General features: G+C 70.1%; 13 protein-coding genes. 8 read left to right on the top strand and 5 right to left on the bottom strand.

Annotated elements, in window-relative coordinates:
- Window positions 1-26 precede the first annotated feature (26 nt).
- Together ORI60_RS10425 and ORI60_RS10420 are read left to right on the top strand one after the other, a co-directional pair.
- The gene (locus tag ORI60_RS10425) at window positions 27-692 is read left to right on the top strand and encodes a response regulator transcription factor (protein ID WP_266036700.1); all 666 of its coding nucleotides are present in this window, start codon (window positions 27-29) and stop codon (window positions 690-692) included.
- On the top strand, window positions 685-1,761 hold the full coding sequence (locus ORI60_RS10420; RefSeq protein WP_266036699.1) for a sensor histidine kinase: 1,077 nt from the start codon (window positions 685-687) through the stop codon (window positions 1,759-1,761). Before ORI60_RS10425 ends, ORI60_RS10420 begins: the two co-directional genes overlap by 8 nt.
- Here the strand turns inward: ORI60_RS10420 and ORI60_RS10415 are convergent.
- Window positions 1,736-2,323: a GrpB family protein gene (locus tag ORI60_RS10415; RefSeq protein WP_266036698.1), complete on the bottom strand. Its 588-nt coding sequence runs from the start codon at window positions 2,321-2,323 to the stop codon at window positions 1,736-1,738. The two genes, ORI60_RS10420 and ORI60_RS10415, sit on opposite strands and share 26 nt — an antisense overlap.
- Window positions 2,324-2,492: 169 nt before the next feature.
- Here ORI60_RS10415 and ORI60_RS10410 point away from each other — a divergent pair, with 169 nt between their 5' ends.
- Genes ORI60_RS10410 through ORI60_RS10395 form a run of 4 tightly spaced genes read left to right on the top strand, consistent with a single transcriptional unit; the run spans window position 2,493 to window position 4,326 of the window.
- On the top strand, window positions 2,493-3,539 hold the full coding sequence (locus ORI60_RS10410; protein WP_266036697.1) for a M12 family metallopeptidase: 1,047 nt from the start codon (window positions 2,493-2,495) through the stop codon (window positions 3,537-3,539).
- Between the two features lie 11 nt (window positions 3,540-3,550).
- Window positions 3,551-3,739: a hypothetical protein gene (locus ORI60_RS10405; RefSeq protein ID WP_266036696.1), complete on the top strand. Its 189-nt coding sequence runs from the start codon at window positions 3,551-3,553 to the stop codon at window positions 3,737-3,739.
- Between the two features lie 13 nt (window positions 3,740-3,752).
- Window positions 3,753-4,010 carry a hypothetical protein gene (locus ORI60_RS10400; RefSeq protein WP_266036695.1) on the top strand — a complete coding sequence of 86 codons (258 nt, stop codon included), beginning with the start codon at window positions 3,753-3,755 and terminating at the stop codon, window positions 4,008-4,010.
- A 4-nt stretch (window positions 4,011-4,014) separates the two neighbouring features.
- The gene (locus ORI60_RS10395; RefSeq protein WP_266036694.1) at window positions 4,015-4,326 is read left to right on the top strand and encodes a hypothetical protein; all 312 of its coding nucleotides are present in this window, start codon (window positions 4,015-4,017) and stop codon (window positions 4,324-4,326) included.
- Window position 4,327: 1 nt separating this feature from the next.
- Here the strand turns inward: ORI60_RS10395 and ORI60_RS10390 are convergent, their stop codons facing one another.
- The gene (locus ORI60_RS10390) at window positions 4,328-6,436 is read right to left on the bottom strand and encodes a discoidin domain-containing protein (RefSeq protein ID WP_266036693.1); all 2,109 of its coding nucleotides are present in this window, start codon (window positions 6,434-6,436) and stop codon (window positions 4,328-4,330) included.
- Window positions 6,437-6,618: 182 nt separating this feature from the next.
- On the opposite strand from ORI60_RS10390, the gene ORI60_RS10385 reads away from it, so the two are divergent.
- Both ORI60_RS10385 and ORI60_RS10380 read left to right on the top strand, forming a co-directional pair.
- A complete protein-coding gene (locus ORI60_RS10385) occupies window positions 6,619-7,527 on the top strand; it encodes a DUF1996 domain-containing protein (RefSeq protein WP_266036692.1) in 909 nt (302 codons plus the stop codon).
- A 53-nt stretch (window positions 7,528-7,580) separates the two neighbouring features.
- Entirely contained in the window at window positions 7,581-7,952 is a 372-nt protein-coding gene (locus ORI60_RS10380) for a hypothetical protein (RefSeq protein ID WP_266036691.1), read from the top strand.
- On the opposite strand, the gene ORI60_RS10375 is transcribed toward ORI60_RS10380, so the two are convergent.
- From ORI60_RS10375 to ORI60_RS10365, 3 genes are all read right to left on the bottom strand, one after another.
- A complete protein-coding gene (locus ORI60_RS10375) occupies window positions 7,943-10,141 on the bottom strand; it encodes a discoidin domain-containing protein (RefSeq protein ID WP_266036690.1) in 2,199 nt (732 codons plus the stop codon). The genes ORI60_RS10380 and ORI60_RS10375 overlap by 10 nt on opposite strands.
- A 95-nt stretch (window positions 10,142-10,236) precedes the next feature.
- Window positions 10,237-11,250: a LacI family DNA-binding transcriptional regulator gene (locus ORI60_RS10370; RefSeq protein WP_266036689.1), complete on the bottom strand. Its 1,014-nt coding sequence runs from the start codon at window positions 11,248-11,250 to the stop codon at window positions 10,237-10,239.
- A gap of 39 nt (window positions 11,251-11,289) precedes the next feature.
- Entirely contained in the window at window positions 11,290-14,382 is a 3,093-nt protein-coding gene (locus ORI60_RS10365; protein WP_266036688.1) for a PA14 domain-containing protein, read from the bottom strand.

The raw sequence follows: 14,382 nt of genomic DNA, 5'->3' as shown, positions 1-14,382 counted from the left end.
TATGCCCCGCTCCCTAGGCTGGCCGCATGCGCGTGCTGATCGTGGAGGACGAGCCGTACCTGGCCGAGGCCGTCCGGGACGGGCTGCGGCTGGAGGCGATCGCCGCGGACATCGCCGGGGACGGCGACACGGCGCTGGAGATGCTGAGCGTCAACTCCTACGACCTCGCGGTGCTCGACCGCGACGTCCCCGGACCGTCCGGGGACGAGATCGCGCGGTGGATCGTCGCGTCCGGCAGCGGCATGCCGATCCTGATGCTCACCGCCGCCGACCGGATCGACGACAAGGCGTCGGGGTTCGGGCTCGGCGCCGACGACTACCTGACCAAGCCGTTCGAGCTGCGGGAGCTGGTGCTGCGGCTCCGGGCGCTCGCCCGCAGACGTGCCTACGCGCGACCGCCGGTCAGCGAGATCGGTGGCCTGCGGCTCGACCCGTTCCGGCGCGAGGTCTTCCGCGACGGGCAGTACGTCGCGCTGACCCGCAAGCAGTTCGCGGTGCTCGAGGTGCTGGTCGGTGCCCAGGGCGGGGTCGTCAGCGCCGAGGAGCTGCTGGAGCGGGCCTGGGACGAGAACGCCGACCCGTTCACGAACGCCGTCCGCATCACGGTCTCGGCGCTGCGCAAGCGACTCGGCGAACCGTGGCTCATCGCGACCGTGCCGGGCGTCGGCTACCGCATCGACGCGGATGGCTAGGCCGCCGGGTCTCAGCGCCCGCCTGAAGTTCACCCTGAGCTACGCGGGCATCGTCGTCGTGGCCGGTGCCGTCCTGATCGCGGTGGCCTGGTGGTACCTGCTGCGCTTCGTCCCCGACAACGACCAGGGCCTGCTCTTCACCAGCCCCAACCGCTACCTGCTCTCCCGCATCTTCGGCCGCGCCGCCGCCGTCGCCATGCTGTTCCTGGTGGCGTTCGGCCTCCTCGGCGGATGGCTGCTGGCCGGCCGCATGCTCTCGCCCCTCGACAAGATCGCGGACGCCGCCCGGCTGGCCGCGAAGGGGTCGTTGTCGCACCGGATCCGGCTTCCCGGCAGGGCGGACGAGTTCCGCGAGCTCTCCGACGTCTTCGACACCATGCTCGAGAAACTCGAGTCGCACGTGGGCGAGCAGCGCAGGTTCGCCGCCAACGCCTCCCACGAGCTGCGCACCCCGCTGGCGATCTCGCAGTCGCTGCTCGACGCGGCGCGCCAGGACCCGTCCCAGGTCGACGCCGAACTCCTCGACCGACTGCACACCGCGAGCCGCCGCGCGATCGACCTCACCGAGGCCCTGCTGCTGCTCAGCCGCGGCGAGCGAGGGGTGTTCACCCGGGAGCGCGTCGACCTCTCCCTGGTCGCCGAGGAAGCCGCGGAAACCCTTCTGCCCCTGGCGGAACGACGCCGGGTCGAGCTCGTGGTCACCGGGGAGGCCGCGACCACCACCGGTTCCGCGGAGCTGCTCCTGCGGATGGTGACGAACCTCGTCCAGAACGCCGTCGTGCACAACCTCCCGGCCGGTGGCACGGTCACCGTCCACACCGAACCGCAGCACCAGGCGTGCGTGGTCCAGATCGAGAACACGGGCCGCCTGCTCACAGCGGACCTGGTGCCGACGCTCACCGAGCCGTTCCAGCGCGGCGGCGAGCGCGTCCGCGACGACGACCACGCGGGTGTCGGCCTGGGACTCGCCATCGTGCACAGCGTCGTGCGCGCGCACGACGGCGCCCTCGACATCGCCCCGCGCCCGGAAGGCGGCCTGCGCGTCACGATCCGGCTGCCCAGTCCCTGACCTGTGGCTGGATCTCGTCGAAGAACGCGGTCTTGGCGCGGGTGTAGTCGTCGTAGTCCGGCTCGCCCGCGTGCTGCTCGGCGAGCGCGCGCTTGATCTGCTCGTAGCGCCGGGCCTGCGCGGGGTGGCACCGCAGCCAGTCGCGGAGGTCGACGACCCACCGCGCGAACGGCGAGTCCGCGCGGCGGACGTGCAGGATCGCGGCCTCGGCCGGGGAGTGGAACAGGCGCTTCTCGTACGCCGCGTCGTCGGCCCGGTCCCCCGGCCTCCTGGCGTCCCTGCGCACACCGGGTGAGTCCGGCCTGGCCCCGTGCGCCGGTACGAACGGCGTCGCCGCCAGGACCTCGGTCAGCCGGGCCAGTGGCGGCAGGCCGGGCATGCGCACCTGCAGGTCCACGATCGGCTTCGCACCGAGTCCGGGCACCGCGGTCGACCCGATGTGCTCGTAGTCGAACCCGTCCGCGCCGGGCAGCGCCGCGAACGCCGACCGCACCCCGCCGAGGAGGTGCCGTGCGCGATCAGGCCAGGCGGAGTCGTACTCGACGATGACAGCGGAAGGCATGTCCCCGACCCTAGTCTGATCCAGGAATTCGCCTTCCGGCGCTTTTGCGTTACACCACCACTTTGGACTCTCCATCAATTCCTCGAATGCGAGGGAGGCCTTCGACCCTAGGCGTTGTGGCAGTTCGAGGATCACGCTTGTTCGTCTTCTGCCATGACGGGAGGGCACGATGACCAAGCCGAGTGGCACGGTGACCGGCAGCGGCCAGTTCCGCGTCGGACCCGAACTCAGAACCGGTGTGATCGAGACCCGGAGCCAGGGCGTGAAAGCGGTTCTGTACACCGAGGTCGACGGCGAGCCGATGGTCGAGGGCGACATCGTGCTCACCCTCGTGCGGGAGGGCGAGCTCCACGAGAGGGGCGTCGTCATCCCAGGTCAGCAGTTCCGCTGGCCCGGTGGCCGGGTGCCGTTCGAGATCGACCCGAACCTGCCGGACCAGGCCCGCGTGCACAACGCGATCGCGCACTGGGAACGCAACACCCGCATTCGCCTGGTGCCGAGGAACGCGACGGACACGAATTTCATTCGTTTCCAGCCCGGCGGTGGCTGCAGTTCTCCCGTGGGCATGCGCGGAAACCAGCAGAACATCACGCTCGCACCCGGCTGCGGAACGGGCGCGACCATTCACGAAATCGGGCACAGCGTAGGTCTGTGGCACGAACAGAGCCGCGAGGACCGCAACAACTTCGTGACGATCGATTTCACGAACATCCAGCAGCAGAGCGCCCACAACTTCAACCAGCACATCACCGACGGCGACGACGTCGGCCCGTACGACTACCACTCGATCATGCACTACCCGCGGCGGGCGTTCGCGATCGACACCGGCTGCGACACGATGACGCCGATCCAGAACGTCGAGATCGGCCAGCGCGACGGGCTCAGTCCCGGCGACTGCGCGGCGGTGCGGTCGATGTACAGCGGCCTCGAACCGGCGGCGGTGTTCCGCGGCGTGCAGTTCACCGGGTCCGTCCCGGCCGGCACGACCAAGCGGTGGTTCACCCACAGCTGGCCCGCCCACTGGTACGTCCTGTGGACGGTCGTGCCGACGGCGCCCGCTGTCGACGGTGCGGCGCAGGTCGAGTGGACCACCCAGGTCACCCGGCAGTCCGGTGGGCTGCTCAAGTACTTCCTCGCCATCACGAACCTGACCGGCGGCCAGGTCGACGTCGAGGCCCGTTACGACGTGCTCGGCTGGTCGCCGGGCGCACTGTGAGAGGAGCCGCCATGAGCGCCGATCTCGACGGCGGGGCCGCCCCCGCGTCGCTCGACGACCTGGTCCTCGCCGAGCCGCTCGACCTCGCGGGCGACGGCGGTGCGGCACCGGATGCCGTGCAGGACACCGGGGACGCCGTGGCCGAAGAGGCCTCGCACGCGGCCGAGGACGCCGGTCCCGCGCCCGAACCGGAAGAGTGAAGGGAGAGTCCCGATGCGACTTGGTGTGCAGTTCCGGGGACAGGTGCCCGGCGGGTCGTCGCGGCGCTGGTTCACCCACAGCTGGCCCGAGGGCTGGCGGGTCGTGTGGATGGTGGTGCCGACGTGGCCGATGGTCGACGGTGGCGCGCAGATCGAGTGGAAGGTGCAGGTCGACCGGCAGGCCGCCGGGCTGATCAAGTACTTCATCGAGATCCGCAACCTCACCGGCGGCCCCGTCGACATCGAGGCCCGCTTCGCCGTGCTGAACTGATCCGGTGAACGGCACCGTGGTGGTACCGGCGGGCACGCCCGCGTTCGGCCGGGCGGTGCTGCGGGTGCGGCTGCTCGACGTCTCCCTCGCAGACGCACCCGCCGTCACGAAGGCCGAGCACGTCAGCGAGTTCCGCCGTGACGACACCGCCGAGCAGCGCCTGCCGTTCGACCTCGGCCTGGCTGATGGGCCGGTGCTGACCGTCGCCGCTCACGTGGACGTGAGCGGCGACGGGCGGGTTCGTCACGGCGACCTGGTCAGCACCAGAGCCGTCGCGCCGTCGGACGGCGTGGTCGTGCTCGTGGAACCGGTGTAGCTCAACGCCGGTAGACGCCGAACTCGTAGAGCGAGTAGCCCCAGCCGGTTCCCCGTTGCGTGGCGTGCAGACGGACGTACCGGCCGGTCGCCGTCACGTCGATCGCGTCCACGCCGCCGTCTCCGGCCGTCGTGCCGTACACGGAGCGCCAGGCGTTGCCGTCGTCGGACACCTGGATCTCGTACGCACGCCCGAAAGCGCCCTCCCACACCAGTTGCACGTGCTGGAACGTCGTCACCGCGCCGAGGTCGACCCGGATCCACTGGGGATCGGCCCAGTCGGTGGCCCAGCGCGAGGTTCCGTCGCCGTCCACCGCGTTCGACGGCGGGAACGGCGCGCCGTCACCGACCTGCTGGTACGACGAGGCGGTGACCGCCTTGCCCTGGGCCACGTTCACGCCGGACGGCTGCGGCGCCACGACGCGCACGGAGCGGGTCTCGATGCCGATGTTGCCGCGCCCGTCCTCGGCCATGACGTAGACCTTCCACACGCCGAGGCGGTCCGGGGCGGTGACGGTGAGGCGGTTTCCGGCGACCTGGACGGGTGTCGCGGCCAGACCACCGCTGTTGTCGATGTACTTGCTGTTGAACGCCGTCGACCAAGCGACGGCGTCACCGTCCGGATCGGCCGCGGCGACGTCGATGGTCAGCGGCGCACCCGCCGCCACGGTCTGCGGCACGGTCATCGCGGAGATCACCGGCGGCGTGTTGGCGGGGGTGGCGCCGCCGAACGCGCGCTGGACCGCGTAGAACGAGAGCCGCTTCTTGCCCGCGGGCGTGAGGTTGAACCAGACCGCGCCGAAGTCGTACTCCGTGCCGTAGTGGAAGAGCGTGCCGCCGAAGGACACCCCGGTGTGGCCGGTGATGCAGTTCCAGGCCTGGATGTAGCCGTCGCGCTTCTGCACGTCGGTCGGCTCGGCCGGCACGCCGTTGGCGTCGTTCGGCACCTCCCACTCCCCCGCCGGACCGGCCTCGGTGAGGATGTACGGCTTGGTGTGGCCACCGGAGATCCAGTCCTGCCGCACCTGGCAGACGTTGCCGTAGGAGTTGACGGAGTACAGGTCGAGGTCGGGCGTGTGCGCCTTGAGGTACACCCACGCACCGGTCCACGCGTCGGTGTTCGTCACCGGGTGGCCGGTGTCGATGGCGTGGATCGCCCGCGCCGCCTCGTTCAGGTAGCGGGCGTACGCGACGCGCTGGTTCTCGAGTTCGGCGCCGGAGTAGCAGTTCTGCAGCCCGAGGATGGACTCGTTGCCGACGTTCCACATCAGGACGCCGGGGTGGTCCTTGTAGGTGGTGACCCACTGGCGGATCTGACCGAGCACGTCCGCCTTGTACTGGGCGTCCGTCACGTAGTTCACGCAGCCGCCGGAACCGGGACCGCCACCGGGCTGCAACCAGAAGCCGTTGATCACGCGCAGTCCGTGGGACGCGGCCGCGTCGAGCAGCGGGCGGGTCGAGGCGTCCGTGCCCCACGTGCGCAAGGTGTTGACGCCCATGGACTTCAGCTCGGGCATGTACCGCGCGGCGTCCGCGGCGGGCGGACCCCAGGTGAGGCCTTTCACGACCCATGGCCGGCCGTCGACCGTGAGCTGCCAGTTGCCCTGCGACCCGGTGACGTGCACACCACTTCCCGGTACGACGCCGCCCTGCGTGCCGTAGACCCGGAACTCCCACAGCGAGACGCCGTACCCGTTGGCGCGCTGGGTGGCGTTCACCCGGACGTACCGGCCGGTGCCGGTGACGTCGTAGCCCTGCCTGCCGCCGGTGGACCCGGTCACCGACCGGACCGGCTGCCAGGCGACGCCGTCAGCCGAGACCTGGATCTCGAACGCCGTCGCGTAGGCACCCTCCCAGTCGAGCTCGACCCTGCTGAGCGTCGAGGAGGCACCGAGGTCGACGCGCAACCACTGCGGGGCGCTCCACTCGCTGGACCAGCGGGTGTCACCGTTGCCGTCGACCGCGGCCGACGCGGGGGTGCCGGCGTTCTCGGTCGACGAGGCGAGAGCGGGTCTGCCCTGGGAGAGCAGGGCCGGCGCGGCCTGTGCCGGGACCACCGCGATGCCGAGGAGCACGGCGACCACCGTGCAGATGGAGCGGACGCGAGCCATCGCGCCTCCTGCCACGAAGTAGGGATGCATGAGGAGAGCGCTCTCACAACCCTGCCGCCGAACGTTACGACCAGACGTCGGCGGTGTCAAAAGAACCGGTCTTGACACCTCGCACGGCAGGGCGGGAACCTGTTTGGGAGAGCGCTCTCCCAGCCGGTTCCCCACTCGGCAGGAGGACACAGGTGTCCCGAAAAATCAGCGCGTTGTCGATGACGGCCGCCCTGGTGGCGGCCGTGGTCGTGGTCGTGACCCAGTCGGCCCGGGCCGACGACCTGGTCACGCACCACGAGTTCCAGGCCAACTGCTCGGTCACGACCCACCTCCCGGACGACCCGATCGTCTTCCCGGGGCTTCCGGGCGCGTCGCACATGCACACGTTCCTCGGCAACCAGTCCACGAAAGCCAGCAGCACCAACGACTCGCTCAAGGCAGGTCAGACCAACTGCAGGACGCCCGACGACAAGTCCGCGTACTGGTTCCCGTCGGTCATCAACGGCGACCAGATCGTCCCGCCGGACTTCCCCCAGGTCATCTACTACAAGTCCGGCATCCTGCGGTACCAGGACGTCGTGCCGTTCCCGCCGGGCATCCGGTTCGTGGTCGGCAGCCCCGCGACGACGCAGGAGCAGTTCCGCACCGCGCCGGGCGCGGTCGAGGGCTGGGAGTGCGGCGACAGCTTCCACAACTGGGACATCCCGGCGTACTGCCCGCCCGGCACGCAGCTCAACATCCGTTACCAGGCACCGAGTTGCTGGAACGGCCGCGACCTCGACTCGGCGGACCACAGGTCGCACATGGCCTACCCGGACCGCGCGACGCTGGTCTGCCCGCCGAGCCACCCGGTCGCGGTGCCGATGATCGAGTTCAAGATGGCGTTCCCGGTGTCCGGTGACATGTCCCGCGTGCGGCTCTCCAGCGGTCGCGGGTACAGCTGGCACTACGACTTCATGAACGCCTGGGACGCGCCCACGCAGGCCGCGCTGGTCCGCCACTGCATCAACGGCGGGCTGCAGTGCGATCCGCGCGGGTTCGACCTGTACAAGCCGAACCGGGGCGCCGCACTGGGACCGGACTACCGGTTGCCGCGGTGAGGTTCCTCGCCTCATGCACCCCGGGGCGGCGCGTGCCCTGGGGTGTTTCCGCGTTGCCGCTGTTGGCCGGGGGTGCACCACGCCCGCTCTCCCGCGTTCAACGCCGCGGACACGGCACGGGTCCAGCGGATGATCCCGGCGAACAAGCGGTTCTGCCCGCACTCGACGGCGCGCCACCCGCGCTCGCCGGGCTCGCAGCAGCGCTCAGGACCTCGAACTCGGCCGAGCCGGTGCACCTGCGGCAGTCGCGCGAGCGGGCCGGGCTGCCGACCACCGGCGTGCACGCCGGCCACCAGCACCGGGACCAGGCCACCGAGCTCGCTCGCGGTGAACAGCGAAACGGAACGGACGCCGCGACCGAGGAGATCGCGGCGTCCGTCGAGTCATCTCGCAGGGATCAGCTCACCTGGCCCGGTCAGGGGTAGTTCACGACGTACCGGACCTGGTTCGCCAGGTCCGCCTGACCGCCCGTGCCGTTGATGACGTTGGCGATCGTGCCCACGCCGCCCAGCGACACCGTCACGAGGTGCGTGAACCGGACTCCCGGCCGGTTCGGCGCCTCGAAGCCGTTGTCCGTCACGATGCTCGGATCGGCCTGGTTGAAGGCGTACACGCCGACACCGAACGCCTCGTGCGTGGTCACCGAGTCGGCGACCTTGTAGCCGGCCCAGCCCCGCTTGGACCCGTTCATCCACGCGGCCTGGTTGGGCGGGTCGTACGGCAGCTCGTTCTGGTACAGGTAGACGCGGCCGCCGTTGCCGTTCCAGACCAGGTTGTGCTGCTGGTAGTGCTCCACGAACAACCCGTACGCGATCACGTTGTCGCCGTTGACGACCACGCCGTTCTGGCCGGGGTTCGCGGTCCAGCTGACGCCCGCGCCGTGGTCGGCACGCCACACCCAGGTGTGGTCGATGATCGTGTTGCGGCTGTTGACGCGCATGCTGACCGTCGCCTTGCCGGCCTGCGACCCGCCGACGCGCAGGTACACGTCGTGCAGCGAGGTCGGGTTGGCAGCGTGCGAGTTCGCGCTGGAGTCGCCGACCTCCAGCAGCACCGGCGAGTTCTGCACGCCTGCGTCGACCAGGAACCCGGCCAGCCTGACACCGTCCACATCGGACGTCGTCAGCGCGGCCCTGCCGGTGGTCGGCGTCAGCGTCGCGAGGCCGAGGCCCAGCACGACGGTGTTCGGGCGGGTGACCCGGATCGTGTCGTCGAGCTGGTGGATGCCCGGCGTGAGCAGCAGGTGCTTGCCCTGCGCCAGCGCGGCGTTGATCGTCGCGGCGGGGGTGCCGGGCTTGACGACGAAGAAGTCCGCGAGCGACACCGACGTGCCGGGGTTGCCGTTCTCCCAGCTCGTGCCGCGCGAGTTCTGGCGCAACGCGGGCAGGAAGACCCGGTACTCACCGGAGTTGTCGAAGTACAGGTACGGCTTCTCCCGCGTCACCGGCGAGGTGTCGACGGTCGTGTGCGACGGGTTCGGGAAGTGGTTGGGCGGGGCGCCCTGCGTGCCGGCGAACACCATGTTCCACACCGACCCCGACCAGCCGCCGGCGAGGTTGCTGTTGCGGGTCAGGAACTGCTGCTGCGAACCGGAGACGGTCACGCCGTCGATCTTGCTGTCCACGATCAGACCGCCGCTGGCCCAGCCGTCGTAGCCGTTCCACAGGTGCGCCTGGCCGCGCAGGTGCATCCGCCGGTACGCGGTGGCCTGCGAGACGGCCCAGCGCTCGATCTGGTTCGGAGGCAGCGTGACCGAGAGGTTCTCGGTGCCGCGCCAGAAGTTCTGCGTCGCGTTGCCGAGGTTGTTCGGGTCGTTGCCCTGCTGCAGCCAGTCGGCCTCGACGCGGATGTGCCCGTTGATGTTCACGTCGTCCGGCATCAGGCCGAGACCGACGATCTGCGTGTAGAACCGGAGGTTCACATCAGCGTTGTAGCTGCCCGGCTTGAACAGCACGGCGTGCCGCTGCGGACCGAACTGGTTGGTCCTCATCTGCGTCGCGATGGAGTCGAGTCGCGACTGCATCTCCGACTGCGAGGAGCCCGGACCGTAGACGTGCACGTTCGGGCCGAAGTCCGGGTTGCGCGGGTCCGTCGGCGTGACGCCGGGGGTGTCGGGCGTGGTGGTGAAGACTCCGAGCTCCCACAGGGAATAGCCGTAGCCGGTACCGCGCTGCGTGCCGAGGACGCGCAGGTAGCGGCCGGACCCGGTGACGTCGACGGACTGCGTGCCGCCGGTGCCGGTCGTGGTCGAGTAGACGTTGCGCCACGACGCGGAGTCGGCGGCGTTGTCGGTCACCTGGACCTGGAAGGCCTTGCCGTACGCGCCTTCCCAGCTCAGGGAGACGCGGCAGACCTCCTGCGTGGAGCCGAGGTCGACCTGCAGCCACTGCGGGTCGGAGAACTGCGACGACCAGCGCGTGCCCGCGTTGCCGTCGACGGCCGCCGACGCGGGCGTGCCGCCGTTCTCCGTCGAGGACGCGGTGGCGGGGCGGTTGAGGGCGGCGTTGGAGGTGCCGCACGCGGCGGCTCCCGCTTGCGAGGTGGCGCTGATCGTGGTCACGAGACACAGAGCGGCAGCGGCGAACGCGGCGGCCCTGGACAGGGTTGAGCCCATGGTCCTGCCTGACGGGGGGAAGGGCTGAAAGCCTTGGACAGGGGCGTGAGAGCGCTCTCCCAAGGGACGTTAACGCCGGGTGTCGAACAGGTCAATCAGGCAGAGGCCCGTACGACGAGTTCCGGTTCGAAGATGACGGATCTCGGCCGTTGTCCCGGTTTTTCCAGCTCCGCGAGCAACAGGTCGGCCATCTGAGCGGCCATGCGCTCCACCGGCTGCCGGATCGTGGTGAGCTGCGGGCGGCAGGCCAGCGCCGGCGCGCTGTCGTCGAACCCGACCACGGCGACGTCCTCCGGCACGCGCAGGCCGTGCTCCAGCAGCACGTCCACTGCCGCCTGCGCCATCAGGTCGTTCGCGGCGAACACGGCGTCGAGGTCGGGGCACTCGGTGAGCAGCCGGTGCATCGCGGCCGCGCCGCTCTCGGCGGTGAAGCCGCCCTCGGCGGTCGGGACGTACGGGAAGCCGTGGCGGGCCATGGCGTCGCGGAAGCCGGCGTGCCGGTCCTGGCTCGCCAGCACGTCCATCGGGCCGGAGATGGTGGCGATGTTGTACCGCCCCGCCGCGACCAGGTGGTCGGCGGCGAGCCGCCCGCCCGCGCGGTGGTCCATGTCGACGTAGCCGATCGGCATCGGCCTGCCGGGCCGCGCGTAGAGCACGGAGGGGACGCCGGCCTCCAGCAACCGCGCGGGCAGCGGGTCGGCCGGGTGGGTGGACACCAGCAGCGCGCCGTCGGCGCTGCCCTGTCTGAGGAACTCGACGACCTCGGTCCGCGCGTGGTCGGAGTCGGCGAGCATGAGCACCGGGTGCACGCTGTGGCCGCGCAGGAAGTCGACCACGCCCGCCGTCACCCGGCCGAAGAACGGGTCGGTGAACACGTCCGATCCCCCGCCCGCGCCGGAGATCACCAGCGCGACCGTGCCGGTGCGGCGCGTGACGAGAGACCGGGCCACGCGGTTGGGCGTGTACCCGGTCTGCTCGATCGCGTTGCGCACCGTCTCCTGGAGCTCAGGATCGACGTTGCGCGTCCCGTTGACGACCCGGGACACCGTCGCGCGGGACACGCCCGCGACTCGGGCGACGTCCTCCAACGTGGGTGCGACCCTGCTCATGCACCGGTTGTACCACGTGAGGAGAGCGTTCTCCCAACATCAAGAGGTGACGACCACGTCCTTGATCGCGCCTCGCCAGAAGTCCACGTTCTGGCCGTTGTACTTGGCTCGTCCCACCGCGAACGCGCCGGTGCTCTCGATGGCGGGTCCCGCCGCCGCCGTGGCGACCAGCGCACCGTCGAGGTAGAGCCGGATCTCGCCGCCCTTCCGCTCGCCCTTCAGCTCGTACCAGCGGCCGATCTCCGGCGTGATCTCGTAGCGCGCCCGGTTGCCACCGGGCGTGCTGAAGGCGAACGCGCCCTGGCCGTACTGCAGGTAGAAGGGGTTCTCCGACTGACGGCCGTCCTGGCTCACCGCGGAGGCGTAGTTGCCGGGCAGCTCGTCCAGGCGCACCTTCGCGGACACCGTGTAGTCCTTGGTCGTGTCGACGACCGGGCCGTAGGTCTCCGCCGAGCCGTTGCGCAGCTCCAGCGCGCCGTCCTTCCAGGTGGCGCCGGTCGGGCTGAGCGTGAGCGGGTTGGCGCCCTTGGAGTCCTTCGCCGTCGTTCCGCCGGTCTCGTTCAGCTTCCACTCACCGCTGCCCGCGTACGGGTACGGCTTGCCGGCGTTGGCCCCGGCCTCGATCACCCGCCGGTTGATCTCCCGGACGGGACCGGGGTCGACCTTGATGCGCTTGCGGTCGTAGGTCCAGAGGCCGTTGAGCTCGCCCTCCAGGTCGGTGACCTGCGTGTAGACCGACGCGGACATCTCCTGGCGCGCCTGCCCCAGGTAGAACGTGCGGGTGTTGTCGACGTACTTCGCCGTCAGCGCCGCCTTGTCCGGCACGCCGCTGTAGATGGCGATCGGCGCACCGGGCCACTGGTGTCCGGGCGTGCGCAGCGTGAAGCCGCCGTGCTCGCCGTCCATCACGACGCGCTTGCCGTCCGGGCGGGCCGGGTCGGTGTTGTTGTAGTCGTGGTGGTCGATGACGTCGCCCTTGCCGCTGTCGCCCTTGGAGGCGCAGCAGTTCACGCCGCTGTGCGCGCTGACGACCCGGCTCGGGTCGGCCGCCTTGACGTCGTCGGTGATCTGGCCGGTGACGGTGCGGTCCCACTCGCCCCAGCCCTCGTTGAACACGATCCACGCGTAGATCGACGGGTGGTTGTGCATCTGCTGCATCAGCTCGCGGCTCTCCTTGAGGAAAGCCTGCTGCGCCACGGGGTTGCTGCCGTCCTCGACGGACACGAAGTCCTGCCACACCAGCAGTCCGAGCCGGTCCGCGTGGTAGTACCAGCGGGCGGGTTCGGCCTTGATGTGCTTGCGGACGGAGTTGAAGCCGAGGTCCTTCTGCGCCTTGAGGTCGAACACGAGGGCCTCGTCGCTCGGCGCGGTGTTCAGGCCGTCCGGGTAGAAGCCCTGGTCGAGCTGCATCAGCGAGAAGATCGGCTGGCCGTTGAGCGTCAGCTTCGGCGTGCCGCCGACGTTCGCGATCCCGGTGGACCGCATGCCGAAGTAGCTCTTGACCTTGTCCCTGCCGAGCGTGACGTCGAGCTTGTACAGGTACGGGTCGTCCGGAGTCCACAGGTGCGGGTCGGGCACCGGCAGCGTCAGCTTGGTGTTGGCCGGTCCGGTGACGGTGCCGACCTGCTTGCCCTTGGCATCCTTCGCGACCGCGGTGACGGTGGCGTTGCCGGCGGACTTGACCTCGACGGCCAGCGAGCTGGTGGCGAGGTCCGGGGTCGTCCTGATCTCGTCGATCCCCTTGTCGGCCACCGGTTCCATCCACACGGTCTGCCAGATGCCCGACGACGGCGTGTAGAAGATGCCGCTGGGGTTGGGCGACTGCTTGCCCTTGGGCTGGTGCGGGCCGGTGGTGTCGGTGACCGCGACGACGATCTCCTGCTCACCGCGCTTGAGCACGTCGGTGATGTCCGCGCTGAACGCCGTGTAGCCGCCGGTGTGCTCGGCGACCAGCTTGCCGTTCACCCAGACCTTCGCGTGGTAGTCGACCGCGCCGAAGTTGAGCTTCAGCCGTTGCCCGGACCCGATCCGCCAGTCGTGCGGCACGCTGACCGTGCGGCGGTAGAACATGTGGTCCTCGTGCCGTTCGAGCCCGGAGAGCTGCGACTCGATCGGGTAGGGCACGACGACCTTCTCGCGCAGCTTCTTGCCGAACACCGGCTGCTCACCCGCCTTGGCGGCCGCGAACTCCCACGGGCCGTTGAGGTTGAGCCACTTGTCGCGTTCCAGCTGCGGCCTCGGGTACTCCGGCAACGGGTTGCGGGTGTCGACCTTCTCGCCCCACGGCGTCCTGAGCCGTTCCGTGGAGACGTTGCCGACCGTGCGCGCGGTCTTCTCGACCTTCTTGCCGTCGACCGCGAGGGCGCCGGCGCCGTCGTAGTAGATCCGGACCCTTTGGCCCTTCAGCACCCGCTCGGCCAGCCTGATGGTGACGCGGTCGCGGCTGGTGGTGATCACCGAGATCGGCATCGGGGTGGCGTCGACGTCCACCCGCAGGTGGTCCTTGAGGTCGTTCGCCCCTGTGACGCGGCCACCGAAGTCCGCGGTGAGGGTGCGACCGTCCTTCGAGACGCCGGCCGTGCGCGGCACGACCTGGAAGTCGGCGGGCGGCGTGAACGCGGACTCCGGCACGATCTGCTTGGGCGTGGTCGCGCTCGACCAGCGCAGGAACATGTTGGCGCCGCCGACGTCCTGGAACATCTCCAGCTTGAAGGCGTACTGGCGCCCGGCGGTGAGCGTCACCGGCGCGCTGGTCTGCTCGCGGTCCCAGTCGCCGACCCAGTGGTCGATCACGGGTTTGTCGTCGATCAGCAGCCGGAACCCGTTGTCCCCGACGGCGTGGAAGGTGTAGTCGCCGGTCTGCGGCACCGCGATCTGCCCGGTCCAGCGCGCCGTCGTGTGTTCGGTGCGACCGTTGAGGAACCCGAAGACGCCGGTCAGGTCACCCTGGTTGATGTCGGCGTCCAGCACGGTGCCACCCAGGGTCGCGAAGTCCCGCGCGCCCGGTGCCGACATGCTGAAGTACTCGCCCTTCAGGCCGTGCACCGGCTCGGCGGCACTCGCGGACGGCAGTCCGGGCGCTATCCCCAGCGCCAGCAGCAGAGCGACGAGTACGGGGGCGGCTTTCTTCAT

Source organism: Lentzea sp. NEAU-D7 (genome assembly GCF_026242055.1).
Classification (GTDB): Bacteria; Actinomycetota; Actinomycetes; order Mycobacteriales; family Pseudonocardiaceae; genus Lentzea.
The sequence above is the reverse complement of the archived record's forward strand: the minus strand, read 5'-3'. Positions and strand labels throughout refer to the sequence as shown.

Coding starts and splice junctions, on each gene's coding strand:
- ORI60_RS10370 (WP_266036689.1), bottom strand. CDS start 11,250: ATGAGCAGGGTCGCACCCACGTTGGAGGACGTCGCCCGAGTCGCGGGC.
- ORI60_RS10420 (WP_266036699.1), top strand. CDS start 685: ATGGCTAGGCCGCCGGGTCTCAGCGCCCGCCTGAAGTTCACCCTGAGC.
- ORI60_RS10405 (WP_266036696.1), top strand. CDS start 3,551: ATGAGCGCCGATCTCGACGGCGGGGCCGCCCCCGCGTCGCTCGACGAC.
- ORI60_RS10410 (WP_266036697.1), top strand. CDS start 2,493: ATGACCAAGCCGAGTGGCACGGTGACCGGCAGCGGCCAGTTCCGCGTC.
- ORI60_RS10415 (WP_266036698.1), bottom strand. CDS start 2,323: ATGCCTTCCGCTGTCATCGTCGAGTACGACTCCGCCTGGCCTGATCGC.
- ORI60_RS10425 (WP_266036700.1), top strand. CDS start 27: ATGCGCGTGCTGATCGTGGAGGACGAGCCGTACCTGGCCGAGGCCGTC.
- ORI60_RS10365 (WP_266036688.1), bottom strand. CDS start 14,382: ATGAAGAAAGCCGCCCCCGTACTCGTCGCTCTGCTGCTGGCGCTGGGG.
- ORI60_RS10400 (WP_266036695.1), top strand. CDS start 3,753: ATGCGACTTGGTGTGCAGTTCCGGGGACAGGTGCCCGGCGGGTCGTCG.
- ORI60_RS10390 (WP_266036693.1), bottom strand. CDS start 6,436: ATGGCTCGCGTCCGCTCCATCTGCACGGTGGTCGCCGTGCTCCTCGGC.
- ORI60_RS10375 (WP_266036690.1), bottom strand. CDS start 10,141: ATGGGCTCAACCCTGTCCAGGGCCGCCGCGTTCGCCGCTGCCGCTCTG.